Raw genomic sequence first — 25381 nt, 5'->3', positions numbered from 1 at the left:
CATGCCGATTTATACAGATGATCCAGGGCAGGGTATAAACCAGCCGCTGTCTAATGCCCCGTCAGGGCTTGGTGAATCCCTGCTTACTTCCCTCAAAGAGGGGTTCAAAGAGGGACCGATGATGTCCGGATATCGGTTCTCTCAGGCCGATCAGTTGGCAAATGACCCAAATTCGACCATCGTCAGCAAATCAGATGCGGAAACACGCCTGAAAGAATACGGCGTGAAAAGCATTAACATACCGAACAGCGGCGTTACGCAAACATTCCTCGACCATGTGATCAGCGAACGCCGGGAAACGCTGGCGAAGCAGCAGATCGCCATGTCTGCGCCGTCTGGATGGGTTGCCACTCCTCTTAACTTTGCTGCAAACCTTGCTGGTTCAATGGCGGATCCTGGTAACGTGGCACTGGCGCTGGTCCCGTTTGGTGGAGAAGCGAAAGCGGCAACAATGCTCGGGCGCTTCGGTGAACGTCTGGTTACCGGTGCACGGCTTGGCGCCGGGCAGGCCATTGCCACCGTACCGCTGACGGCGCAGGCCGCCGCGGCAGAAGGCGGTGACTTCACCTACGGAAACGCGCTGGAGAGCACATTCTTTAACACGCTGGCTGGTGGGCTTATGCACGCTAGCGGAGGCCTGATCGCTGATGTAGTACGATCCCGCAGGGCGGGGGGCAGTGAAAACTCTTCTACACCGCCGGATGTTCAGCCCGTTACTGACGCACAGCCTACGCCAGTGGCGACATCTGACAACATCCCGGCTGGAGTTAACATCCCTGATTCCGGCACTAATGCCGATCTGTCAGCGGCAATCGCGCGCGATGCAGAGGCATACGCCTACAGTCGTGCCTATGATGACGTTGTGCCTGAGTATCTTTCCCGCCAGCAGGAGTTACAGACGGGACGCATTGACAATGTTGCGGATCTGCGCATCGAGCTGGCGGCCAACAACCGGCAAAGTGATGTGCTTGACGCAACGTTAGCCCAGCGCACGGCCGAGTATCAAGCGCAACGCATGAACTTCAGAGCAGCCCGTGCTAGGGCACAGCGAGATATTCAGAGTGAGAAAGACGCCATCGCCGCGCACAATCAGGAGCTTACGCAACAGATTGAGCGCAACGCAGCCGCTGAACAGGCAAAAGGCAGAGAAACTCAACTATCGCGCAAAGAAATCCCAGACGACCTGGCGCCGGTAATCGCCATGCGAGCACAGCAGATCCGAGAAAGCATGCAGATGTCGCCGGTCGCTGGTGCTGTCCGTACCGCATCGTCAGCAGTGCGGGAGGCCGACTGGAGCGTAAACCAGCAAGCGTACCGCAGCGCGTTAGCGCATATGATGGAAGGTCGGTCTCCGGACATTGAGCCATTCTATGATCTGCATAAGCCAGCCCTGCGTGAGCGGGCTATCCAGCGCATCCAGAATCCAATACACCAGGCTGATGAAGGTGGTCGTGCCGTCAGTGAAAGCGCTGATCTTGTGTGGCAGGATACACAGAAGACTGGCCATGAAATATCTGCGGCCACCGCCGACCTGGAAAACGAATTTAATATCAGCGACGCGCTGCTCAATGACATCGCCACGGACAACCCGGAACTCGCCACATCAATGCGTGAGAACATCGCCGCCATCCGGGCGGAGGCGAACGATGATTCACTCGGCAAAGCTTTCCGGGCTTTCGCCGCTTGTATGATTAACCGGGGGCTGTAATGGCTAACGAATTTCTTACTCAATGCGAAATGACCGTCAATACTGCTGCAGGGCGAAAGCTGTCTGAGGACGAAATGGAATCTCTGGTGCGCGACATGAACGATACTACCAACCGTATCCTGGCTGGTAACGAAGCCCTGTCACTGGAAGATGCGGCGATGCGAGCTGCGCAGGAGCTTGGCAATCGCGAGCAACTGGCGAAAGTTATTGAGGCCCGTAATAAGGCGATTAATACCCGCATTGCAGCGCAGCGCCTGGCCGAGCTTCGCCGGACGTGGAAAGACCGTCCTGACATCGGGCTGGAGGCCATGCTGGTGGGGCGCAACGACGCACGCACTGGCTCCCGTCGCTCGGTGTCTTCTGAGGTGGCTCAGTTGCGTGGGAAGTATCACGCTGGTATCAACTATGATTTTGACCAAGCAGGGCTGGTTAAGTTTATCGCCAGCGGCAGTAACGATCGGGAGATCGCCGACGCCATGTGGCGCATCGGGCGCGGTCAGAAAACGGACGATATGACACCTCAATCCGTCAGTGCTGCGAAGATCATCATGAAGTGGCAGGAAACTGCGCGCGTGGATGAAAATCGCGCTGGTGCATGGATCGGCAAGATGCCAGGCTACATCGTCCGGCAGTCACATGACATACTGGAAATACGCGCTGCCGGTTATGAGGCTTGGCGAAATTCCATTCTTCCACGTCTGGATGATGTCACCTTTGACGGGATAACAGACCGAGAAAGCTTTTTGAGTGACGTTTATGATGGATTGGCATCTGGAGTACACCTTACCTCTGAAAAACCTGACTGGATGAATGGTTTCAAGGGATCGGCAAACGCGGCGAAGCGGGTCAGTCAGGAGAGAGTTCTGCACTTCAAGGATGGTGTAGCGTGGCATGAATACAACGAGCAGTTCGGTACAGGAAGCCTGCGTGAGGCTGTATTCGGCGGCCTGAACAGCGCGGCGCGTACTACTGGAATGATGCGTGTACTCGGAACCAACCCGCAAAATATGTTCAATTATCTGGCTGACACCATTGAAAAAGATATCAAAAAGTCAGGAAATCCTGCTGCATTGGCTGACTTTAATACCAAAGTAAAACGTATTAACCGTACAGTAATGCCGCAGGTTGATGGTTCTCTAAACATACCCGGCAGTGTGGGATGGGCCAACGCTTCCGCTAACGTGCGCGGCTGGCTGCGTATGAGCCAGTTGGGAGGCGCGGTCATTTCGTCTTTCAACGATGTGCCGATCTCGGCTACCGAAATGCGGTACCAGGGTCAGAACTTTATGCAGGCGCTAACCGGCGCAATGAAAGGGCGTTTATCCCGTTACACAAGTGATGAACAAAAGGAGATCCTGTCGTCCATCGGTGTTTACTCTGACACGATGACACAGGAGATAATCCGGCGTATGTCCGGCGACGATAGCATGAGCGGAAAGATGGGGCGCGCGCAACAGCTTTTCTTCAAATACAATCTCATGAACTTCTGGACACAATCCGGGCGTAACAGCAACGCCATGATGATTACTAACTGGCTGGCGAAGAATGCAGACCATCAGTTTTCTGCACTTCAGGAAGATTTGCGGCGCGTGCTGGACCTGCATGGCATCGGGGACGCTGAGTGGAATATCTATCGCAACATGGATATGGCCGATAGTGAAGGAAGAAAGTTCATGACTAGCAGCGGTATCCGCGGCGTGCCAGAAGATGTGATCGCTTCCTATGTCGAAGGGAAAGGGATTAAACCAACCGAACGATCTATAGCTGATGCCAGAGATACACTGGAAGGTCAGTTGCGTGGATACGTTCTAGATCGGCTTAACATAGCGATGTCGGAGCCTGGCGACCACACTCAATCATTTATGAAGATGGGCACCGTGCCAGGTACCGTCCCAGGGGAAGCAATTCGTTTCGCCGGGCAGTACAAATCTTTTACTGCCAGCTTCATGCAGAATGTTCTTGGCCGAGAGGTATTTGGTCGCGGATACACTCCCGCAGGTCTTGGTGAATCGAAAACCGGATCGCTGACCAATGCGCTTTTGCGTAATGGAAAAGGTGCCTTCATGGGGGCTGCAAACCTGTTTGTATGGTCCACGTTGTTTGGATACGTCTCACTGCAGGCCAAGTTGATGTTGAAGGGGCAAACCCCGCGACCTGCAGATGCTAAAACATTCCTTGCGGCAGCGGCGCAGGGTGGTGGACTCGGTATCTTTGGTGATTTCATTTTTGGTGAAGTTAACCGGATGGGGGCAGGTCCGGTAACGTCGCTGATGGGGCCTGCAGCTTCTAATGCCGACAGCATCATCACGCTATTGCGACAGACAACGCGTGGTGAAGCAGACCTAGGTGACTGGTATCGCACCTCTCTGGACAATACACCATTCCTGAACGTATTCTGGCTGCGAACAGCAATGAACGGTCTGATATTGAACCGTATACAGGATGCGCTAGACCCAGGCTCTTTGGAACGATACCAACGACGGGTTGAGCGTGAGCAGGGTAACGACTTCCTGATCCCACCCTCACAATTCATGTTAGGGAAATAATAATGAATGCCAAATATATTGCTTGCGCTCTTTTCTGCGCATTTTTAACCCCTGCAGAAGCAAAGTTTTATGATGGCCAACAGCTATACCTCTATGCTCAGGAGTATAAAAAAGCTGAACAAGGTGGACGTAGTACGCCTGATAGTCAGCTTCAGGCTGGCGTATTCATGGGATATGTGGCATCAATGATTGATGCTTATGGTAATGAAGGGGCTCAGGTTTTTTGTCAGCCTAATGGGCGGTTACAGACATATGCTGATGTTGTTTATAAATACTTAAACGATAACCCTGACAAGCGAGTTAACTCCGCTGAGAGCTTGGTCATAGCTGCTATGCAGGCATCGTTTCGTTGTAAAGAGCCGCAAAAGCTGAATGGCAATAAATAGCGTGACATGTCACAAATCCGACTAACGCCCACAAAGAAGCCCGCGTCGCGGGCTTAAATATTTCTGAGTTTGTATCGTTCCGCTTGGTTTGCCCAATCCAAAACCTGCGTTCTATCAGATATCAGACCGTGGGCACCGTCGTTGCAGTAGTCAATAACGTAGAAATGGTGATCTCCATCGCTATCGATAAAGTATGAATACACAACATAGCTGTCGCTGGTACATGCCCACTGAACCTTTAGGCTATCATCTTCTTCATCATCTTCTTCCCAGCAGCATCCTTCCTGCCAGATGTGCGCATGGTGTAATTCTTCCGCACGAGCTTCAATAGGATTAGTCATGAATCTGTCTCTGCCAACAGTTTCAAGATAAGAAGGGTATATGTTCTGGTCGGTTTCAGAGGGCGCTGGCATGTCGCCCTCTTCGATGCAAATGCGTTTATAATATTCAAATTCTGAGATAGGGTGTTCAGCAAAAGGTGTTTCAGATATAACATCTTCAATAATGCTGGATCTTACGATTTTAAAACCCATGAATTACGTTTCTCAGCCAATTTGAGCGCTAATATATCAGATGCAGCACTCAGCCTTGCTTTCTGCTCGGCAGAACGTCGAACAACAGGTCGTTCTCTACGAGCCTTACGTCCTTCGTTAACTTGTGACATACATCACCTCATAATGTAGAAACTACCGTCAACAGGGTAACTTTTTTGCAACTTTTTTGTTTACCCTTGAGGTAATCTTAATCAAATTTGAGCAAGGACGCAATGAAACAGAGTGAACCAGAGTGGAACTAAGTGATACAGATAGAACTTTAGTGATGCGCTTCCCTGCGCCTAGGCTCTCCGTTAGAAGCTATGCACCTGATTCAGAACATACTGAGCATGTCTCTTGTTTTCGCGCGCGTATTTACTGACACCGGCTATGTAGGAAAGCATCGTCGTTAACTCCGCCGCGACGCCGGCAACATTATGCACGTCGGCATCCATCTTATTCAGCATGTCCATCGGCATTGAGTGCTCAACCAGGCCGAGAACACCTTCCGGGCAGTGAATGTGCTCACGTTATTTCGGCTTCAGTGGATAGTGATAGGTCTGCTTCTCTTCCGACTTCATCGCTTCCAGGATGGCAGGCATGAAACTGGCCACCACCTTCTGGGCTTTATCTGCCGGCGAGAGTTCCCCGTGAACGTATCGCCCGGTGCGGCGGATCTGCGAAAGCAATGTGCCAACTGCATCACGTTGCCTTACCTACTGGGCGAAAAACTCTCTTTATAACAGGCGGTTTTTTGCCACCAAACTCTTTACAGCTATTGGCCTTACGCCCATCGAGCCACTGTTCTACCTCATCTCCATCCCAGGCACATCTTCTGTCTGTGATATACCAGCGTTTCGGAAACTCACCCTTAGCCTCCAGACGACAAATCGTGCTCCATGAAAGTGGAACCACCAGCAACAACTCTTTCCTGCCAAAAGCTTTTTTCATTAATTAATTCAACCACATGTATTAAAAACAGCAAGGTTTTATCAAGTGATGTATCGGAAGTGCAGAGGATTACTCCTGGTTATGTGCCGATACCGATTCAATCGTCCAGATATCATCCACCAGCTACCTATTGATCAAAGAGTGGTGGAATAGAATCAGTAATTAGCGGTAGAGCCTATGATTTTGGCGTTTGAAACATCGCGAGTGTTGGTTCAACCAGCTAAATGTTGGTTCAAACCCGGGTGGTGTTGGTTCGTTTTTTTGATAAATATGTAAGTAAAACAATGATATTTACGTTTTGAGGCAACTGAACCAACCGAACCAACACATTTTGCATGTATATAGAGAAATTTTTCCGCACATAAATTTAGGCGTGATTTTGTACCGGTGGATATTACCGACATGCGAGAAGGTACCCTGAGCCCCAAATTGTGCGATAAATAGTCAATTCTCATCCTTAAAAAAATATATGGGGGTACATTTGGGGGTATGCTTGATTTCATTAACCTATATAGTTAAATAAAATCAGTTTGTTACGTTTTTATATCGAATCCTGTAGGGGTACCATTCTCTCTTCTCAACAACTCCCTTTACTTCTTTTTTCAGGCCGATGGCCAACATATCCTTTTTATTATCTGCCGGTAATGTCCGACTATTGTTAGTCGATTTCAGTAAGCAAACGCAGAGTTGTCGTTATTAAAAATGGCGACCACGGTCGCCATAATGATTAATAACAGGTACCGCCAGCATGATGTGAACCTGTTCCGCCATGCGGGTGGGTGCCTTTCGGACAGCCGATTGCAGAAACCGACATGATGCCGAACGCGGCAACCAGAATCATTGCTATGAGTTTTTTCATTTGTTAAACCTTGCCTGAAACGGTAATGCGATGGTTAGTGCAGCTTCGCTCTGTGGCGATTAAATATTACATCCGGCCTGAGCCTGTTCTGATGCGGGATGAATATTATCTTTTTAATGCGTCTATTGCATTTATCAAACAGATATAAAAACCGCTTACGTTATCCATTTTTTCTCACCGTCAGGGGCAGTACTGCGCTGCACAGATGACAAAATTGTCATTCGGCTGGCACCTTTTTGTCGGGCGGTGGTGAGTAGACTGGTATGACTGTTTCTTTGACGGCACATTGCCATGAACGTATTACGCATCAGGCCCTTTCCGGTCATCCTCCTGCTGGCGGGCGCGCTTGCGCTGTCTCTGTTTTTTTTCCGCCAGAATGCCGTTTCGGCCTCCCCGAAAAACACGCCGCCGCCGTTGGTCAGCCTGACCCCGGCGCAGCTAACCTCGCTGCCGCTGAGTCTGACGACGCAAGGGCATGTGGTGTCGCTCAATCAGGTTGATATTCAGTCGCAAATTACCGGCACTGTTAAGCACGTTGCGTTTCAGGAAGGGGCGTTTGTCCAGCAGGGACAGCTGCTGTTTACCCTCGATGATTCCACGCAACAGGCCACTTTGCACCGGGATCAGGCGTCCCGGGCGCAATCGCAGTCGCAGCTGGATAAAGCGCAGCGGGATCTGGCTCGCGGCCGTGCGCTGAAGGCGCAGAACTACATTTCTGCCTCCGACTGGGACACGCTGCTCAGTACCCGGCAGCAGTATGCAGCCCAGGTGCAGGCGGCGCAGGAGGATATTCTGAGCGCCGAAGCGCAACTGGGCTATACGCGTATTTATGCCCCGGTGAGCGGGAAAAGCGGGGCTCTCAATGTGCATCCCGGTAGCCTGGTGCAGCCGGGAAGCAGCCAGCCGCTGGTCACCGTCAATCAATTTGACCCGGTGGGCGTCTCGTTTACGCTGCCGGAAAACGATCTTAATGCCGTGCTGGCGGCTCAGGTGCAAGGGCCTGTCAGGGTGCTGGTCGATAATGCAAAAGGGGACAAAATTGCCGGCACGCTCGAATTTATCGACAACACCGTCAGTACCGAGAGCGGAACCATTGCGCTGAAGGCGCGTTTTGCCAACGCCGACCATCTGCTATGGCCGGGCGCGTTTCAACATGTCAGCGTTGAGGCCGGTACGCAGCAGGTTGTGGTGCTGCCGCCGCAGGCTATCCAGAACGGGCCACAGGGCCACTTTGTCTATCTCGTTGATGACCACAGCCGGGCGACGACGCTGCCGGTTAATCTGCTGCGTATTCAGCAGCAGATGGCGATCGTAGAAGGCGTGAACCAGGGAACCCGGGTGGTGATTGAAGGAAGTAATAACCTGCGTCCTGGGATACAGGTTGCCGTAGCGAAGGCGGCGGGACAGGCGGAGCGTGTGCAATGAAGCTGGCTGAAGCCTGTTTATCTCGACCGATTGCGGTGATGTTACTGTGGCTGGCGGTGATTGTTACCGGCGCTATCTGCTGGACAAAACTGCCGGTCGCGGCGCTGCCGTCGTTTGATATGCCGACCATTCGCGTCAACGCTTCGCTGTCCGGCGCTAGCCCGGAAACAATGGCCTCATCGGTGGCGACGCCGCTGGAAAAGAACCTGGCGACGATTCAGGGCCTGGCGATGCTGACCTCAACCAGCCTGCAAGGGGCGACGACAATCGTGCTGGAGTTTGATCCTTCGGTGAATATCGACTCCGCAGCGGTGGATGTGCAGTCGGCGCTGTATCAGACGATGAAAAATCTCCCTGCGCAGATGACGACGCCGCCGTCCTTTCGCAAGGTCAACCCGGCGGATGCGCCGATTGCGGTGATCGGTATCGATTCACCGTCGATGACGCTTTCTGACCTGAACCGCTACAGCGACGATCTTATCTCACCTGCGCTGTCGACCATCAAAGGGGTCGCGGAAGTAAACGTCATTGGCCAAAAACGCTATGCCGTTCGGGTAGAAATCGATCCCGACCGCCTGGCGGCGACGGACCTGACGTTGACCGACGTGCAGTCGGCGCTGAAATCCGCCAATGCGAACACGCCGGTCGGTGAACTGGACGGCAGGCGGCAAATGATGATGCTGCAAACTCAGGGGGATTTGAGAAACGCCGCAGACTTTGCCAATGTGATTGTTGCGACCCGCAACGGCCAGCCGGTACGTTTGTCAGATATCGCCAGCGTCGAAGACAGTATTGAGAACGCCCTGAGCTATAGTGCGGTCAACGGTCATACGGCGATCGTGCTGAGTATCAACCGTCAGCCGGGAGCAAATATCGTCTCGACCATTGATGCGATAAACCAGCTGCTGCCGCGGCTGCAGTCGCAGATGCCCCCTTCGGTAAAAATGCAGTTGCTCAACGACCGCTCTCTGTCAATTCGTCAGGCTATTCATGATGTTAACATCACCCTGCTGCTGACGATTGCGCTGGTTATCCTGGTGATCCTGCTGTTTTTGCGCAATCTGCGCGCTACGCTGATCCCGGCGCTGAGCGTACCGGTTTCGCTGCTCGGCGCCTTTGCGCTGATGTATTTGCTCGGTATGAGTCTCGACAATATTTCGCTAATGGGGCTGACCATTGCCGTTGGGCTGGTCGTCGATGACGCCATCGTGGTGCTGGAGAACATCATGCGTTACCGGGAGGAGGGGGAATCTCCGTGGCAGGCGGCGCTGCTGGGCGTGCGCGAGGTGGCATTTACCGTTATCTCAATATCGCTGTCGCTGGTGGCGGTCTTTATTCCGATTTTCCTGATGCCTGGCACCCTGGGACTGTTATTCCACGAGTTTGCGTGGGTCGTCTCGCTGGCGATTCTGGTGTCCGCCGCCGCCTCGCTGACGATTATCCCGCTGCTGGTGCCGATGCTGGTCAGGCAGCATGAAACCGGCGACCGTGCCCCGGCCTGGAGCCGCCATTTTGACCGCGGCTTTGAAGCTTTGCGTCAGGCATATGGCCGTGCCCTGGAGTGGGCAGTAGTGCATAAAGCCATCGTGGTGCTGACCGCACTGGCGACGGTGGTGCTCAGCGTTGTGCTTTACCTGAGTGCGCCAAAAGGCTTTTTCCCCCAGGAGGATATCGGCCAGGTAGCCGCCAACATCGATACCCCGCAGGACATGTCCTATGCCGGGCGGCTGGCGGTGGCACAGCAGATCGGGAAAACGCTGCAGGCGGATCCGGCGGTCAGCGACATCGTGACCAAGGTCGATCACGATACCACCCAACTGATGCTGACGCTGAAAGACGCCGCGCAGCGCCCGGCGATGGCGCAGGTGGTACAGCAGATGCGTGCCGAAACCCGCTATCTGCCCGGTATCACCGTATTTTACAGCCCGGTGCAGAACCTGAAGGTGGGAGGACGTTCGTCGAAAAGCAGCTACCAGTACACGCTCCAGTCGGTGAACAGCAGCGGCGGCCTTTCGCTCAACGCATGGGCCGATAAGCTGATGGCGGGCATGAAACAGAGCGGCGTCTTCGTCGGCGTGAACAGCGATGCCGAACTCAACGGGCTCCAGGCTCAGCTGCAAATTGACCGCAATAAAGCTTCGCTGATGGGCGTCGATATCGATCAGATCCGCAATAATCTGTACGCGGCTTTTGGCACTCAGCAGGTTTCGACGATTTACGCTCCGGAAGATAGCTACGAAGTGATCATGGAGGTGAACAGTGCATTTCGTCAAAACGAGAGCGACCTGGCAAAGATCTACGTGCGTTCGTCCGCCAACACCTTGCTGCCGGTCACGACCTTCACCCAGATTACCCGCGGCCAGGGCGTGACGGCGGTAAACCATCAGGGGCAGCTGCCGGCGATCACGATTTCCTTCGATCTGGCATCGGGCAAGTCGCTCTCGGACGCCACCCGGACGATTGCCCGGATCCAGCAGGATATTGCGCTGCCGAACGCGGTTATTGGTCGCTACGCCGGGCAGGCCGCGCTGTACCAGCAGTCGCAGAGCAGCCAGATATGGCTTATCGTGATGGCGCTGGCGGTGATCTACGTCATCCTCGGGGTGCTCTATGAAAGCTGGATTCATCCGCTGACCATTCTCCTTGGATTGCCGTCGGCGGCCGTCGGGGCGCTGCTGGCGCTGCGGCTGATGAATATGGATCTGACGTTTATCGCGATGATCGGCATTTTGCTACTGATAGGCATTGTGAAAAAGAACGCCATCATGATGATTGATTTCGCGCTGGTGGCGCGACGAAGCCACGGGCTTTCCGCCCATGACGCGATTATTCAGGCCTGCATGCAGCGCTTTCGGCCCATCATGATGACCACGCTGTGCGCCATGATGGGGGCATTGCCGATTGCTTTTGGCTGGGGGGCGGGTGCAGAGCTACGCCAGCCGATGGGGGTTGCCGTAGTGGGTGGGCTGCTGTTCTCGCAATTGATTACCCTGTTTATTACCCCGGTGCTGTATCTTCTCTTTGAGAGAACCACGCGGAAAAGCGCGGCGCTGGCGCCGCAGACGGAGGCACAATGAGACTACTGCTGGTTGAAGATCAAACGATGGCAGCGGACTACATCGCGAAGGGGCTGCGGGAGAACGACTTCGTGGTTGATGTCGCGCACGACGGCGTGGACGGTTTGCACTTTTTACTGACCAACGACTACGATCTGGCGATCCTTGACGTGATGCTTCCGGGCATGAACGGCTGGAAGATCCTCGAACTGACCCGACAGGCGGGGAAAATGACGCCGGTGATGTTTCTCACCGCCCGTGATGACGTGGAAGACCGGGTATGCGGTCTGGAGCTGGGGGCGGAAGATTACCTGATTAAACCTTTCTCGTTTAGCGAACTGCTGGCACGGGTGCGGGTGATTATGCGCCGCGGCGCGCCTCACAGTGCCCTCGCTGAGGAGGCGGTGTTGCAGATAAGCGATCTGCAACTCGACTTTCTCAAGCACCGCGCGTCGCGCAACGGGAAACGCCTTGAGCTGACGCAAAAGGAGTTTTTGTTGCTCAGCCTGCTGATGCGCCGCCGTGGCGAAGTGCTATCGCGTACCGTCCTGGCCGAACAGGTCTGGGATATGAATTTTGATCCGGAGACCAACGTGATTGACGTTGCGGTTCGCCGCCTGCGCAGCAAAATCGATGACGGGTATGAGGTGAAACTGCTGCACACTATTCGCGGCGCGGGGTACGTGCTGGAAGAGAGAAACGATGCTGATCCCGCGTAATTTCCCGATAACCCTGCGTTTGACGCTCTACTTTTCTCTCGCCATGAGCCTGGTGCTGTACAGCGTAACCGGCCTGCTGTACTCGACGATGCGCAATCAGCTCGGGCAGAAGGATGTTGACGAGCTGCGCAGTACGCTGCGCTTTCAACAGGAGATAGCGACAACCATCAGTGAGCGCCAGGGGCCGAAGGATCTCTGGCAGCAGGAGCTGTTCGAGTTCATCGCCCGCCAGGAACGGCTTTCGCTGCGTATTATCAGCCCGGACGGTAAGGTCTGGGCCCAGTCGAAGAATATGCGCGTACCGCAGCAGGATTTCCCTCCCCCCGCGAATGAGTTCCACTACAGCGAGTGGAAATATCACCGCCACGACGTGAGTGAAAAGTATCTGATTGTCTCAACGGAGTTTATCCTCAAAGACAATCAGCCGTGGCGGGTGCAGGCGGCGCTTAATGTCTCAAAAAACAATGAAATTATTGAAGATTACTGGCGGCGGATGCAAATTGTGGCGGCGCTGGCGGTGGTCCTCTTTTCGGCTATCGGCTACTGGCTGGCGCGACGAGGGCTGCTGCCGCTGCGCACCATGAGCCGGGAGATTGCGCATATCCACGCCGGGGAGCTACACACCCGGCTGTCGACCCAGCGCTGGCCGTCGGAGCTGAACGCGCTGTCAACATCCTTCGACGGCATGATGACCCGTCTCGAGGCCTCTTTTACGCAGCTGACCCGTTTTTCATCGGATATTGCCCATGAACTGCGTGGGCCAATCAACAACTTGATCTCCGCCGCCAGCGTGACGCAGAGCAAAGCCCGAAGCGCGGAAGAGTATCGGGACACGCTGGCGGCCATTGTTGAAGAAGGGGAGCGCCTGTCGCGGATGATTTCGTCGATGCTGTTCCTGGCCCGGGCCGATAACAGCCGTGAGCCGCTGCATCTTGAGCTCCTCTCCAGCGCGACGGAGTTTGCCCGTCAGATAAACCTCTACGATGTGCTGGCGGAGGAGAAAAACATTACCCTGGTCAGCGAAGGGGAGGTGGATTTTTACGCTGACCCAATCCACCTGCAGCGCGCGCTGTCGAACCTGCTGTCCAATGCGCTACGGCATACGCCGTCCGGCGGTAAAATTGTGCTGCGTGCCAGCAGGGAAAATGGCCAGATTGCGCTCAGCGTTGAAGATAACGGCGAAGGTATCAGTCCTGAACATTTGCCGTATATTTTTGACCGTTTCTACCGGATAGACGACGCCCGCAGCAACGCCGAGAACACCGGTCTGGGGCTGGCGTTGGTTAAAACCATTGCCGAACTGCACGGCGGCAGGATAGCCGTGACGAGTGCGCCTCATCGGGGTAGTCGCTTTTCATTGCTCCTGCCTGAGCGTCACGAAAGCGCCTCCAACCGAACAAAATTGTAATCCGGGCGTTGAGCCAGAGTCATCCACGGCAGCGGATAATGGATTCTCCGCTGACTGTCCGGTGATAATTATGCCTAACAAACCGCTTTCACATTCTGCCGAAACCGCGTTAACGCGCGGTTCTTCTTACCTGCGCCAGTTTATTGCCGCTCCGAGGACGACCGGGGCGCTGCTGCCATCGTCACCCGCGCTCTGTCGCGCAATGATGAACCAGGTCGACTGGGGCGTCAGCCTGTCGATCGCCGAACTGGGCGCGGCAAACGGTGTTTTAACTAAAGGGATCCTGTCGCGGATGCGCCGCGATGCGATGCTTGACGCTTATGAAATCAATCCAGGCTTTGTCGGCCAGCTGCAAGCCATTGATGACCGACGCCTTAATGTTGTGGCGGCATCGGCGGAAAGGCTGATCAACCCCTACGATATCGTTTTTTCCTGCCTGCCGCTGCTCTCGTTGCCGCTGCGCATCAGCATGCGCATTCTTCATCAGATCCGGCAACAGATGTCGGCGGGCGGACTGTTTATTCAGTTTCAGTACAGTCCCCTGTCGGAGGCGCTGCTTTCCCGGTTTTTTCGCTGGCAGCGGATCGTCGTAATGCGCAATCTACCGCCCGCGCTGGTGTACGTCTGTACGCTGCGTTAATGCTCACCTGCAACAGCGAAAACGTGTAAAAAGAGGATAAAAATGAACACTTTGACGACATCACCGGCGTGGCTGAATAAAGTGCCTGAGGTCACGCTGGTCTTCTGGTTAATCAAAATGATGTCGACCACGGTCGGGGAAACCGGCGCCGATTATCTCAATATGGATTTGGGATTCGGTTTGCTGAATACCTCGTGGGTGGTCGGTGGGCTGCTGCTTGTTACCCTGGTTTTTCAACTGCGGGAAACCCGCTACCAGCCGGTGATCTACTGGCTGACGGTAGTATTTATCAGCATTTTCGGGACCCTGGTGACCGATAATTTAACCGATGCACTGCACGTCCCGTTGGCCTACAGTTCGCTCTTTTTTGCTCTGGCGCTACTCGTGACTTTTGCGCTGTGGTACGCCCGGGAAAAGACCCTGTCTATCCATCACATCGATAGCCGGGTGCGAGAGCGTTTCTACTGGCTGGCTATTTTGTTCACCTTTGCGCTGGGCACCGCCGTAGGCGACGGCCTGGCCGAGGGGCTGAACATGGGCTACTACAGCGCAGCAGCTTTCTTCGGCGGCTGGCTTCTGATTATTGCGACGGCACGTTTTGTCTTTCGTGCTAATGCGGTGTTCTGCTTCTGGGCGGCATATATTCTGACCCGCCCGTTTGGCGCCGCCTGCGGTGACCTGCTGTCGCAGCCGGTAGACAGCGGCGGTTTTGGCCTTGGCGCTAACGTCGTAAGCCTGATCTTTGGGGCCGCTATCGTTGTATTGGTGGGCTGCCTGTCGATGCTAGAACGGCACAAGCCGGCGGCGCTTGCCGTTCGTCACGATGAGGAGTCGCCGAGATGAAAAGAAAAGGGATCTATCTGCTGTTAATGATGGCTTCGCTACTGAGTTTCGGTTCGACGATGGCCGAGGCGCGAGTTCAGAAAGTAGCAAACGTCTGGGTGCTTTCGCCGATGGCCTGGGATGCATCCAGGCCGCCGCCGGGTCAGGACTCATCTCCCGCGACCGTCAATGCATGCCCACGCTCCCGGTATTAGCCGACGCACAGCGCAATCAGTGCCAGCGTTGCCGGGAGCGCCTGCACATAAAGTATTTTCCGACTGGCGGTTGCGGCGCCGTACAGTCCGGCGACCACCACGCAGATTAGAAAGAACGCTTTAAACTCAAATCCGCTTTCTGGACTCCAGAGTCCCCACAGCAAACCGGCGGCTAAAAAACCGTTATATAGCCCCTGATTTGCCGCCATAACCCGGGTCTCGCGGGCAAAGTTTGCGCTGAGTTTGAAGGCCTTGCGCCCGGCTTTACTCTCCCACAAAAACATCTCCAGGATCAGTATGTAGATATGGATAGCGGCGACGATGAAGATAAGTGTATTGGCTAACACGGTAGTCCTTATGAGTAAGAGCAAAATTCAGTGAGAGCGACCTGGCCTGCTAAAACCCGCTTTTATCGCGCTTTTAACCGTTTATATCAAAGAATAGCCGCAGCACCCCGGCTATGTTGGAAATTCGGCCTGGAGAATGACTTCAGGGTGATCACGCGTGTGCTGCTGAGGGGTGAATTTACAGAATGGGAACCAAACCGTTAATACTTTCTTCGGATGGACAAGAGACCATCTCCCTGAATACGGTGTCCGGGACGCTGGGTCACGTCGGTATCGATGTCCGCGCGCTCGCGTCATCAGGGATGTGCAGTTTTGATCCGGGCTTCAACAATACCGCCGGGTGTGAGTCGGCCATTTCCTACATTGATACGGAGAACAGCATCCTGCTGCACCGCGGCTACCCGGTGGACCAGTTGGCCAGACAGTGCGAGTTCCTGGAGGTGGCCTATATCATGCTGCACGGAGAGGCGCCCGATGAGGAGAGCTATCAGGTCTTCCGGGAAAAAATTACCCGCCACACTCTGGTGCATGAGCAGATGTCAAAAATGTGCAGCGGCTTTCGTCGCGACTCCCATCCGATGGCGCTGATGTGTGCCATGGTGGGCGCGCTGGCGGCCTTTTACCACGATGTTCTGGACGTCGAAAACCCCGAGCACCGTGCGCTGGCCGCCACCCGATTGCTCTCCAAGATGCCGACGCTTGCGGCAATGAGCTATAAGTTTTCTATCGAACAGCCAGCGGTATATCCGAAAAACGACCTGTCTTATGTGGGGAATTTCCTGCATATGCTGTTTGCGATTCCGGCAGAAAAATACCAGGTGAACCCGGTCATCGAGCGGGCGTTGAACCAGATCATGGTGCTCCACGCCGACCACGGGCAGTGCGCGTCGACCACCACGGTGCGTGCGGCTGGGTCCTCAGGGGCCAATCTGTTTGCCTGCGTGGCGGCCGGTCTGGCGTCGATGTGGGGGCCAATGCACGGCGGTGCCAACGAGGCCAGTATGCAAATGCTGGGCGATATTGAGAGCGTCGATCAGGTACCGGCGTTTATCAGTAAAGTGAAGAGGGACCCTCAGGCTTTCCGTCGCCTGGGCTTTGGTAACTCACGCTACAAATATCTCGATCCCCGGGCGGCCATTTTGCGCGAAACCTGTCATCAGCTGCTGGCGGAACTGGGAATGTCGGACCGGCTGCTTCAGGTGGCAATGGCCCTCGAAGAGGTCGCGCTGCACGATCCGTACTTTGTTGAGAACGGACTTTCGCCGAGCGTCGATTTTTATACCGCCGTGATCCTCAAGGCGATAGGGCTGCCACCGTCGATGTTTGTGGTGATTACCGCGGTGGGGCGAACGCTGGGCTGGGTCGCTCACTGGAACGAGATGCATGAGTCGCCGCTGAATATATACCGTCCGCGGCAGATCTACACCGGGGAGCCTAAGCGGGATTACGTTTCGCGTCGCGGGTAAAAGACGGCTACGTCCGGCCGCGTTCAGGCTGGGCGATTCTGGCGAAGTGTCGTGACAGGCAATACAGGGTCCGGTGATGGTGACATTGCCGGACTTTTTGCTGTGGGGCCCGGCTGGGGATATCTGCTTACTCAAGCCATTGCAAAATCAGGGAATAAATATGATGTCACCGGGAAGGTGTCACACTTTAATGGATTAAGCGTTGCGTGAATATTAAATTCAGATGAAGTTTATATATCCGTGTTGTCCGGATTATTTGAAACAGCAATCCATAACAGCGATAGGGAAAATAAAGCCAGCGCGGCGACGGAACCGATAATTCCGAAATAAATGAAAAATGTCATAAACATAGTGTGGCCTGCGGTAATAGTATCTTGAGCAATTAATGAGAAAAATGTGCTTTCTGACCAGACATTGCGATCTGCATGGGATGCATCACTGCCGATCTGTATGAAGATGCGCCTTTTTATCCGCGAAAGATACTGATTCATGCGTTGTAGAAAAAATATTTAAAAAATCTAAGCAATTGAAGAGGATAAAGAGCACTCGTTGGCATTGTTTGAGGACGCGACTTTCCTGTTTTATGACAAAAGACCGGTGCCGGGCCGAGGCTGGCAAACCTTCACCCTTAACATTGTCAGAATCAGTCAATATATGCATAGTTGTATTGCGAAAAACGAGGGTTAAAAAACTGTAAAAATAACGCTTGCCAATAGATGATTAACATGCGTTAATGGCATCAACGGTTTGAGTCTTAAACATTATCTGTAACAGTTCTCGGAATTTTCTCATCGCATTTATCTTCTGATATCTCCTTTTGGGTATTTTTCTCTTTGATAAGTTTTCTGCAGACCAGATATGCCCAAGGGCTAATTAAAAAAATTAACAACATATCTTAGAAAGTCACTAAAAGAAATAATGAGTAATCTCGTGAAAGAACTCGGGTTAATCATTGAGAGAACGGCCACAAAAAAGGGGATGCCCGCAGTGTGCTGTTCGGCGTAGTGATTTCTGCACTATCCTTGAAAACCACAGACGCGTTTTCACCAGAGTATAATCTCTTGTCCCTGCGGTAGTGAATGTTGTCGCAAGTAAAGGCTAACATTATGACTGAATACATTCATTTCAGATGCCCATGCTGTCATGGGTCACAATACAGAACATCGAATTACGATGTGACGGAAAAAAATCCGTTTGGCGCAAAATGTATCTTCTGTAAAACATCAATGGTTACATTTGATAATATTGCTCCTTACATTTCCAGCGGCACCGTGCCGATGGACTGTCGGAAATAAAAAAGGCCCCAGACGGGGCCTTTTTTCATTGTACAGATATAGCGTAGCGATCATTGCGCTGTCATTCAGGTGGTAGACCGATGAAGAAAGTTATTGTTTTTTTTAATGCATTACCGGCGGTAGTCGCAAAGATAATGCCGGGCGTAACAACAATATTACGTGAGTATCCTAATGGTGAACAAATGCATCTGCAGATCATGTCCGCCGAATTTCCTTCCTTAACGGGCGATCATCGCATCGTGCATGTTGCCTCTGACCGCGATTTAACATCAGCCGAGATTCAAAACGCGGCGGTAAAGCTGCTGCCGTAGCACCTCGATGAAAGGCCGTCAGCCGGCAAGGCAAGGAAATCCTTATGCCGGTCAGGGGCCAGGGCGACAGCATGATTTAATGGGTGAATGTCTTCTGAACACCTATAATTTAAAGACGTGTGTTGCTATTTGAGGTGAAGCTGTATGATTACGCACCCGGAAGTTCGACGCTGGGCATCCGTCATGCTGACCTCCGCTTTGCGCGGAGAGATGTCCCAGGACGAGATATTAAAACAGGTTCATATGATTTGTGAGAATCATGGCTCAGCCTGTCTTGAAGATGTTATCGATGAAATTTTAATTGAAGCGGGCCGTATTGGGTCAGGGCATAGCGACGGCACGTTTTATCGACATTGAACCTGATAATTAAAAGGCAATCGTGAAAGACCCTTTTTCATCGGAGATGGTTAGCTCTTTTCTTTCTGCCGCCCACACCATCTCCTGATTTTTAGAACTAAAATAAGAGCCGTATTTTATTTTTTCTTCGCCAAAATCAAACGTGATCTCAACAGGATGAACGGTAATGTCAATCATATAGAGCTTGCCTTCGACATACCCTTTTACGCTGGCAGTGACCTGTTTTCCAATCCCGATATCGGTACGACAATTTTGAGCATGAATTGTTGAGTTTTCAGTCATTTGTTATCTCTTGTTTGTCTGTCATCATTCGATATGAATAAACATTACCATATCTCATTCATCAGATTAGGGCTAAATTACGACTCATGCTATTCATCTTATTTCAGATGGGTTTTTTATAGATAATAGGGTGATTACACTGTTTTTAGTGAAAACAGCTAAAAGCAGCGGGTTATGACATCTCATACAGGGACTGGTAGAAGCGTGCTAGCTTGCGGGTTAATAAGAGACGGTCTCTTTCTGACACGCGTAGATAACAAGGCCTAACAATCGAATATCGTCTCCTGAGTGAGGAGCCGAGAAATGCGAATTCGTTTTTAAGATGTCTGAGTGCCGAGAGAGCATCAGATAAAATATCGTGTTTAAACGACGATAAACTCTTTCTTCGTAGCCATGATCTGGTGCCCTGGCGCTGTGTGTTTTTTGAACACTTAATGGTATGATAGACCACATTCATTCGGTGGGTAAGGTCTATGTCATTCTTCGACAACGCAGTGAAGCGCTTGAGTTCCTCCTCTGATACCACGGTAACCTGCCCGGAATGCGGGCATAAATCACGACAGCCTGTAAACAAAGTAAAAAAAGGCGCGACATTACTGTGTCCACGCTGCAAGTCTCTGTTTGTCGTTGCTAAATAATGTGTTACATCCCGTCATGCCGCCGGTGGGCATGATGACGGGATGGGGCAGCCTCGCGGGCCTCTGCGGGGACGCCGGTTTCTTCAGCTGGTAATCTGTCCGGAGTCGAAATTATTCAGGCATGCGAGAGCGTCGGGAACATGAGTTTGCGGTCTTTAAAGATATTTTCTTTCGCCGCATAGATGAACAGGAAATCATCAATTTCGATTTTTTCGTATTCACCAACTCTGTCTTCCTTCGGGGTAAAACCTAAAATAACCTGCCGGGAGTGCTCCGCCGCGAGTTCGTTCACGATCTTCGACAGCGAACTCTCGCTGTCACAGAAAATATCAAAACAGAGCAGGGCATGATCGTTCTGCATGGCGATTGCGACGGCGTTATTTTTCTCCGAGTAATAGACGAAGTGCTTCATAAAAGCCGAGCAGTAGAACATTAACAGGCCGAAGTTATGGTGCGCCGAGAGCCGGGAAAACGGGTTTGATTTTTGGTAATAGTATTTGAGAATTTCAACGTCGCTCTCTTTATCCATATCCAGCTTGCGAAAATCTCCGGCGGCAGGCGTAACCGGCAGGGCGTACTGATACTCATCGGTTCGTTCAAAGCCAAATTTCGGATAGAAATCAACGGTAGTGGAGTTAGCGAAGAGAAAAATACCGTCGGCCTGATCCTGCCAGTCAGCCAGAATCTGGTTAATCAGCTGGCTGGCCAGACCCTTTTCACGATGATCGGTTGCGGTCATTACGGTACCAATCTGAATATAGCGTTTAGGCTGCCCCTGCCACATTAGATCGATGATATTCGCTGAGGCATTAGCGATGACTTTATTATGGTCAACAAATGCATAAGGAATATACGACTCAGTCCAGTAGCCTTTTTTGTACCACTCCTTAAAAGAGAGGTCAAAGGTCTTAATTGCCAAATTAATGAAGCTGTTTCTTAACACATCATCATGGACAACCTGTTTGACTAATTTGTATTTCATTGGTCTGTATTCCTTTTTATAAGTTCTGAGACCCGACATTGTTACTGCCAAATTAATATCAAAGACATTGGCTCATTTATAGGGTTGAGTATGAACTTTTCCCGATGTTTGTACAGTTTGACTCTTCAGTCGTTTCTCAGGACGTTGGCTCGGTCACAGTACAGAGGTCAGGAAGAGTGGAGAGCGTGGCGAATGCGTTGATCGATGAGCGTCAACCGATTGTCGCCACCGTTTTGCAGACTAATCTCCCCAGAAAAGTTTCACTGGTAAAACTTATTAGTGACGAGATTTAATTTCTATTAACTCCCACGCATTCCACTTTGTACAGGCTTGACAATAAAATTGCTCATTGCTAATAGTTAAGCCACATCTTAAATAATAAACAAAGTTTAATATATGAAACTCAGCGTTGGGAGTTATGACAACAGCACAACCGTCGATAATGAGGCGGAAATATTGGCTGACTTTCAGTGGCGGAGTCAGCAGGTGTATCAGCACAATGAAAATACCATGACTTTTTCTTATGGTCCCGGCGCGCGGGAACGTATTGACTGGTTTATTTCGCCGGCCGGAAAGGCGGGGACGATCATATTTATCCATGGCGGGTACTGGCAGTCCTGTAATAAAGAGGATTTTGCTTTTATTACCGCCGGACCGCTGGCATGGGGATTTGATGTGATGCTGGTGGAGTATACGTTAGCGCCGCAGGCGACGTTAACGGCAATCCACCGCCAGATTGGCGCGGCGCTGGATGCCATTGCGTGCCAGCCGGGGCTGCGCGACCCGGTTTTTCTGAGCGGCCACTCCGCTGGTGGTCATCTGGCTGCCTGTTGGCAGGCGCATCCGCGTGTGGATGCGGTGCTGGCAATCAGCGGGATTTATGATCTTGAGCCGCTGCTGACCACGGCGGTCAACCGGCCATTACAGCTGACGGCGCAGGAAGTGAGCGAGCTCAGTCCGCTACACCATATCCAGGACCAGGCGCCGCCGCTGGCGCTGTTTTACGGCAGCGCCGAGCGGGCAGAACTCATCGCACAGAGTGAAAACTATGCCCGGGCGCTGCGCCAGCTGGGGAGGCCGGTCGACGAAATAGCCCTGCCTGCGGCGAATCACTACTCTATCCTTGATGCGCTGTTTGCCACTGATGGCGCACTTTTCAACGTACTTTGCCACTATGGTAACCCTTTATGCGAGACGTAATTCAAACCGGCCTGCCGGACATCGGTCAGCCATTTTCCTGGGCGACCCGCGGCGGCGGTATGCTCTTTACCGCCCATGGTCCGGTCCGGGCCGACGGGACTATTGATACCGGCCCGGCGGAACGGCAGATTGCCCTGACTTTCGATAATCTTATCCAGGCGCTGCGGGCGGCCGGGAGCCATAGCGATAATGTTCTCCAGGTTATTATTTATCTGACCGATGTGAATGATGTCGCACGCCTTGATGATATTTACCGGCGTTACTTTAATGCGCCATACCCTAATCGTTCGACGGTGATTGTCGATAAATTAGTGGTGCCTGGAATGAAAATAGAAATTACCGTCAGCGCGACGGCCTGAAAACACAAAAATAAATATTCACCTGCTGGCCATATTTTATTATGGCTAAGGATACCTATGTTCGCAGACATTAAATCATCGACTCCCGACCCTATTATGTCATTAATGGAAGCTTATTTGCAGGACCGCAATCCGCGCAAAGTTAATTTAGGCATCGGCTTATATTATGACGCGCAAGGGGCGGTTCCGCTGATGCGCGCCGTCGAGCAGGCGGAGCAGCGTCTGCTGGCGCAGCGGCAGCCGCACGGCTACCCGCCGATTGAAGGCAGCGCACGTTTTGCCAGCCAGATACAAACATTGCTGCTGGGTCCAACAGCCCCACAGCATGCGCTGGCGACGGTGCAAACCGTTGGCGGCTCAGGGGCATTGAAGCTGGCGGCCGATTTTCTCGTTCATTTTTTACAGCGTAAAGAGATTTGGGTTTCAGACCCGACCTGGGCCAACCATCAGGCCATTTTTTCCGGGGCGGGCTTAGAGGTCAACAGCTATCCCTATTTTGACAATCTCAGCGGTGAACTGCGCTTTGCCGACATGCTACAGGCCCTGCAGACACTCCCTGCAGGTACGGCGGTGCTGCTGCATCCTTGCTGCCATAACCCGACCGGAACCGATCTCAGCCACAGCCAGTGGCAGACGCTTATTCAGCTGATTCAGGCGCAGCGGCTGCTGCCATTTTTCGATATTGCCTATCAGGGTTTCGGCGCCGGCCTGGAGGAAGACTGCTATGCGCTGAGACTGGCGCTGGAGAGCGATATCGATTTTATCGTCGCCAACTCGTTTTCAAAAAATATCGCCTTGTACGGCCAGCGGGTGGGGGGATTAACCGTCCGCTGCGGCGATGCGCAGACGGCGGCTAACGTTCAGGGCGCCTTAAAGACGTTAATTCGCCGTAGCTACTCCTGCCCGCCTACCCACGGCAGTCGGATAGTCGACATGGTATTAGCCGATGCGCAGCTCCGCCAGCAGTGGCAGGAGGAGCTGGCGACAATGCGTCAGAGAATTCAGCAGATGCGCCAGCGGCTCTCTGCCGGACTGGAGCAGGGCGGTTCTCAGCTGGACTACCGGCGCATCCGCGATCAGCGCGGGATGTTCAGCTATACCGGACTGAACGAACGTCAGGTGGACGAGCTGCGCGAGCGCTATGCCATTTATCTGGTGGCGCCGGGACGGATGTGTCTGCCCGGCCTTAATGGTGACAACATCGACTACGTCACCGCCGCTATCCTCGATGTGACCACCGCCCGTCGCTAAGGTAGGAACCGATGAAAGATCGCAAGCGTTTTGATGAGATTGCACAGCGCCAGGGCGGGCTGAAGAAACAGCTGACCGCCGGGCAAATGTCGATGTTGGCAATCGGCGGCGCGATTGGTACCGGACTGTTTCTGGGGAGCGCTTACGCTATTCAGATGGCCGGGCCGTCGGTGTTGCTGAGCTATTTGATTGGCGGCGTGATCGCGCTGCTATTGATGGGCTGCCTTGCGGAGATGACATCAGAGCATCCTACTCCGGGTTCATTCGGCGACTATGCCGAGTTTTATCTCAGTCCGCTCTGTGGATTTCTGGTGCGCTATTCCTACTGGTCCTGCGTGGTACTGGCAGTCGGCACCGAGGTAACCGCCATTGGAATGTATATGCAGTTCTGGTTCCCGCATACGCCGGTCTGGCCGTGGGTGTTGCTGTTTTCCGCCGTGGTGATTGTGATTAACGTTATCGGCGTAAAATGGTTTGGCCAGGTTGAGTACGCGCTATCGACGATCAAGGTTCTGGCGATCATGGCTTTTATCGTTATTGGGCTGGGGATCCTGGCCTTCTCCGCCAATCCGACCTATGGCCTGCACAATTTTACCGGCGGCGGTGGGTTCATGCCGTTCGGGATCAGCGGGATGTGGTTCGCGACAATTGTTTCTATCTTTAGCTATCTGAGTATCGAAATGATCGCGGTGGCGGCAGGGGAAGCGAAAAACCCGGTAGTGGCGGTGAAGTCAGCGTTTAAAGGAACCATCCTGCGCCTGTTTATTTTCTATATGCTCTCGATAGCGCTGATGCTGGCAATTGTGCCGTGGCGTCAGTCCGGTACCAGCGAAAGTCCCTTCCTGGTGGCGATGAACGTGATTCACTTGCCGTACGCCGGCGGTATTTTTAACTTTATCGTCCTGATTGCGGCGCTCTCGGCCATGAACAGCCAGCTGTATATCACTACGCGAATGATGTTCTCGCTGTCGCGTGCCGGACAGGCGCCGGCAGGTTTCGGGCGGGTCAGCGTTCGTGGGATCCCGGTGAATGCGCTGGCAATCTCGTGCGTCGGCATTATGGTTTCTATCGTCCTGAGCATTATCTACCCGCAGCAGGCGTTTGCCGCGATGATGTCCATTTCGGTTTACGGGGCCTGCTTCACCTGGCTGATGATATTCATCACGCATCTGTTCTTTCGCCGTCAGCACACGCAAACGGTACTGAAGTTTCGGCTATGGGGCTACCCGTGGAGTACGTTGCTGGGGGCTGTTCTGATGCTGGCGCTGCTGATTTCAACGGCGTTTACCGATTTCTTCCGCATGACGCTGTGGTTTGGTATTCCGTTTACGCTGCTGTTGGTCGGCCTTTATTTCTATAGCCGCCGTTCCCGTCCGGTCATCACGACCCTCCCCACGCCTGATATCGATCGGGTGCAATAAATCCGTCGTTCGCCTCCGCAAGGGGGCGAACGCGCATATCTACGGTTTCCCCCAGTCGCAGATAATGACGTTGTGGCGACTCCGACAGTCGGGAAGCGAGCTGCGCTTCCCGACGTCGCTGTCCACCGTGTCTTTTGGCGGCGGCGAAAAATATCCCGCGCACGAGGTCAGAAGCAACACGAAAGTGAGAATAAGAAGTCTGGA

Annotated in this window: 26 protein-coding genes; 19 read left to right on the top strand and 7 right to left on the bottom strand. The window is 53.0% G+C overall.

Features of this window, described 5'->3' with window-relative positions:
* Position 1: 1 nt before the first annotated feature.
* Genes ACMYSK_RS12855 through ACMYSK_RS12845 form a run of 3 tightly spaced genes read left to right on the top strand, consistent with a single transcriptional unit; the run spans position 2 to position 4640 of the window.
* Positions 2–1708: a hypothetical protein gene (locus tag ACMYSK_RS12855; RefSeq protein ID WP_434635903.1), complete on the top strand. Its 1707-nt coding sequence runs from the start codon at positions 2–4 to the stop codon at positions 1706–1708.
* The gene (locus ACMYSK_RS12850) at positions 1708–4254 is read left to right on the top strand and encodes a hypothetical protein (RefSeq protein ID WP_434635902.1); all 2547 of its coding nucleotides are present in this window, start codon (positions 1708–1710) and stop codon (positions 4252–4254) included. Before ACMYSK_RS12855 ends, ACMYSK_RS12850 begins: the two co-directional genes overlap by 1 nt.
* Positions 4255–4256: 2 nt before the next feature.
* Positions 4257–4640: a Rap1a/Tai family immunity protein gene (locus tag ACMYSK_RS12845; RefSeq protein WP_434635901.1), complete on the top strand. Its 384-nt coding sequence runs from the start codon at positions 4257–4259 to the stop codon at positions 4638–4640.
* A 53-nt stretch (positions 4641–4693) separates the two neighbouring features.
* Here ACMYSK_RS12845 and ACMYSK_RS12840 read toward each other — a convergent pair whose 3' ends face one another.
* The 3 genes from ACMYSK_RS12840 to ACMYSK_RS12830 form a co-directional block, all read right to left on the bottom strand.
* Positions 4694–5173, bottom strand: coding sequence for a type II toxin-antitoxin system YafO family toxin (locus ACMYSK_RS12840; protein WP_434635900.1), 480 nt, complete (start codon positions 5171–5173; stop codon positions 4694–4696).
* 702 nt (positions 5174–5875) lie between these two features.
* The gene (locus ACMYSK_RS12835) at positions 5876–6124 is read right to left on the bottom strand and encodes a helix-turn-helix transcriptional regulator (protein ID WP_434635899.1); all 249 of its coding nucleotides are present in this window, start codon (positions 6122–6124) and stop codon (positions 5876–5878) included.
* Between the two features lie 727 nt (positions 6125–6851).
* On the bottom strand, positions 6852–6983 hold the full coding sequence (locus ACMYSK_RS12830) for a hypothetical protein (RefSeq protein ID WP_434643724.1): 132 nt from the start codon (positions 6981–6983) through the stop codon (positions 6852–6854).
* 291 nt (positions 6984–7274) lie between these two features.
* Here ACMYSK_RS12830 and ACMYSK_RS12825 point away from each other — a divergent pair, with 291 nt between their 5' ends.
* From ACMYSK_RS12825 to ACMYSK_RS12795, 7 genes are all read left to right on the top strand, one after another.
* Complete coding sequence (locus tag ACMYSK_RS12825; RefSeq protein ID WP_434643721.1) at positions 7275–8408, top strand: efflux RND transporter periplasmic adaptor subunit; 1134 nt, start codon at positions 7275–7277, stop codon at positions 8406–8408.
* Entirely contained in the window at positions 8405–11485 is a 3081-nt protein-coding gene (locus ACMYSK_RS12820) for an efflux RND transporter permease subunit (protein ID WP_434643718.1), read from the top strand. The genes ACMYSK_RS12825 and ACMYSK_RS12820 overlap by 4 nt, the downstream gene beginning before the upstream one ends.
* On the top strand, positions 11482–12183 hold the full coding sequence (locus tag ACMYSK_RS12815) for a heavy metal response regulator transcription factor (protein WP_434643715.1): 702 nt from the start codon (positions 11482–11484) through the stop codon (positions 12181–12183). Before ACMYSK_RS12820 ends, ACMYSK_RS12815 begins: the two co-directional genes overlap by 4 nt.
* On the top strand, positions 12167–13591 hold the full coding sequence (locus tag ACMYSK_RS12810; protein WP_434643712.1) for a heavy metal sensor histidine kinase: 1425 nt from the start codon (positions 12167–12169) through the stop codon (positions 13589–13591). Before ACMYSK_RS12815 ends, ACMYSK_RS12810 begins: the two co-directional genes overlap by 17 nt.
* 70 nt (positions 13592–13661) lie before the next feature.
* Positions 13662–14231 (top strand): class I SAM-dependent methyltransferase, encoded by a 570-nt coding sequence (locus ACMYSK_RS12805; RefSeq protein ID WP_434643709.1) that lies wholly within the window; start codon positions 13662–13664, stop codon positions 14229–14231.
* 42 nt (positions 14232–14273) lie between these two features.
* Entirely contained in the window at positions 14274–15074 is an 801-nt protein-coding gene (locus ACMYSK_RS12800) for a COG4705 family protein (RefSeq protein WP_434643707.1), read from the top strand.
* On the top strand, positions 15071–15268 hold the full coding sequence (locus ACMYSK_RS12795; protein WP_434643704.1) for a hypothetical protein: 198 nt from the start codon (positions 15071–15073) through the stop codon (positions 15266–15268). The genes ACMYSK_RS12800 and ACMYSK_RS12795 overlap by 4 nt, the downstream gene beginning before the upstream one ends.
* Here ACMYSK_RS12795 and ACMYSK_RS12790 read toward each other — a convergent pair.
* Complete coding sequence (locus ACMYSK_RS12790) at positions 15265–15615, bottom strand: DUF1304 domain-containing protein (RefSeq protein ID WP_434643701.1); 351 nt, start codon at positions 15613–15615, stop codon at positions 15265–15267. The genes ACMYSK_RS12795 and ACMYSK_RS12790 overlap by 4 nt on opposite strands.
* A 185-nt stretch (positions 15616–15800) precedes the next feature.
* Between ACMYSK_RS12790 and ACMYSK_RS12785 the strand changes: the two genes are divergently transcribed.
* Positions 15801–17081 carry a citrate synthase gene (locus tag ACMYSK_RS12785; protein WP_434643699.1) on the top strand — a complete coding sequence of 427 codons (1281 nt, stop codon included), beginning with the start codon at positions 15801–15803 and terminating at the stop codon, positions 17079–17081.
* 230 nt (positions 17082–17311) lie between these two features.
* Here ACMYSK_RS12785 and ACMYSK_RS12780 read toward each other — a convergent pair whose 3' ends face one another.
* Positions 17312–17425: a YnaM/YnfT family protein gene (locus tag ACMYSK_RS12780; protein WP_434644084.1), complete on the bottom strand. Its 114-nt coding sequence runs from the start codon at positions 17423–17425 to the stop codon at positions 17312–17314.
* A 762-nt stretch (positions 17426–18187) separates the two neighbouring features.
* Here ACMYSK_RS12780 and ymcF point away from each other — a divergent pair.
* The 3 genes from ymcF (at position 18188) to ACMYSK_RS12765 (ending at position 19044) form a co-directional block, all read left to right on the top strand.
* Positions 18188–18376, top strand: a complete 189-nt coding sequence (ymcF, locus tag ACMYSK_RS12775; protein ID WP_434643696.1) for a cold shock small protein YmcF — start codon at positions 18188–18190, stop codon at positions 18374–18376.
* Between the two features lie 80 nt (positions 18377–18456).
* Positions 18457–18687 (top strand): hypothetical protein, encoded by a 231-nt coding sequence (locus tag ACMYSK_RS12770; RefSeq protein WP_434643694.1) that lies wholly within the window; start codon positions 18457–18459, stop codon positions 18685–18687.
* A gap of 144 nt (positions 18688–18831) precedes the next feature.
* Entirely contained in the window at positions 18832–19044 is a 213-nt protein-coding gene (locus ACMYSK_RS12765; protein WP_434643692.1) for a hypothetical protein, read from the top strand.
* A gap of 9 nt (positions 19045–19053) precedes the next feature.
* On the opposite strand, the gene ACMYSK_RS12760 is transcribed toward ACMYSK_RS12765, so the two are convergent.
* Complete coding sequence (locus ACMYSK_RS12760) at positions 19054–19326, bottom strand: hypothetical protein (RefSeq protein WP_434643689.1); 273 nt, start codon at positions 19324–19326, stop codon at positions 19054–19056.
* Positions 19327–19799: 473 nt separating this feature from the next.
* Here ACMYSK_RS12760 and ACMYSK_RS12755 point away from each other — a divergent pair, with 473 nt between their 5' ends.
* Positions 19800–19964, top strand: a complete 165-nt coding sequence (locus ACMYSK_RS12755) for a YnfU family zinc-binding protein (protein WP_434643686.1) — start codon at positions 19800–19802, stop codon at positions 19962–19964.
* Between the two features lie 115 nt (positions 19965–20079).
* On the opposite strand, the gene ACMYSK_RS12750 is transcribed toward ACMYSK_RS12755, so the two are convergent.
* The gene (locus tag ACMYSK_RS12750; protein ID WP_434643683.1) at positions 20080–20946 is read right to left on the bottom strand and encodes a GNAT family N-acetyltransferase; all 867 of its coding nucleotides are present in this window, start codon (positions 20944–20946) and stop codon (positions 20080–20082) included.
* Between the two features lie 396 nt (positions 20947–21342).
* On the opposite strand from ACMYSK_RS12750, the gene ACMYSK_RS12745 reads away from it, so the two are divergent.
* The 4 genes from ACMYSK_RS12745 to ACMYSK_RS12730 are packed head-to-tail and all read left to right on the top strand — an operon-like array spanning position 21343 to position 25177.
* The gene (locus ACMYSK_RS12745) at positions 21343–22146 is read left to right on the top strand and encodes an alpha/beta hydrolase (RefSeq protein ID WP_434643680.1); all 804 of its coding nucleotides are present in this window, start codon (positions 21343–21345) and stop codon (positions 22144–22146) included.
* On the top strand, positions 22134–22505 hold the full coding sequence (locus ACMYSK_RS12740; RefSeq protein ID WP_434643678.1) for a RidA family protein: 372 nt from the start codon (positions 22134–22136) through the stop codon (positions 22503–22505). The genes ACMYSK_RS12745 and ACMYSK_RS12740 overlap by 13 nt, the downstream gene beginning before the upstream one ends.
* Positions 22506–22562: 57 nt before the next feature.
* Positions 22563–23756, top strand: coding sequence for an aromatic amino acid transaminase (locus ACMYSK_RS12735; RefSeq protein ID WP_434643675.1), 1194 nt, complete (start codon positions 22563–22565; stop codon positions 23754–23756).
* An 11-nt stretch (positions 23757–23767) separates the two neighbouring features.
* On the top strand, positions 23768–25177 hold the full coding sequence (locus tag ACMYSK_RS12730; protein WP_434643673.1) for an amino acid permease: 1410 nt from the start codon (positions 23768–23770) through the stop codon (positions 25175–25177).
* The last annotated feature ends 204 nt before the right edge of the window (positions 25178–25381 follow it).

Origin of the sequence: Klebsiella sp. I138, assembly GCF_051131765.1 — a bacterium.
Lineage (GTDB): Bacteria > Pseudomonadota > Gammaproteobacteria > Enterobacterales > Enterobacteriaceae > Klebsiella.
This window is presented reverse-complemented; position numbering and strand designations above follow the sequence as displayed.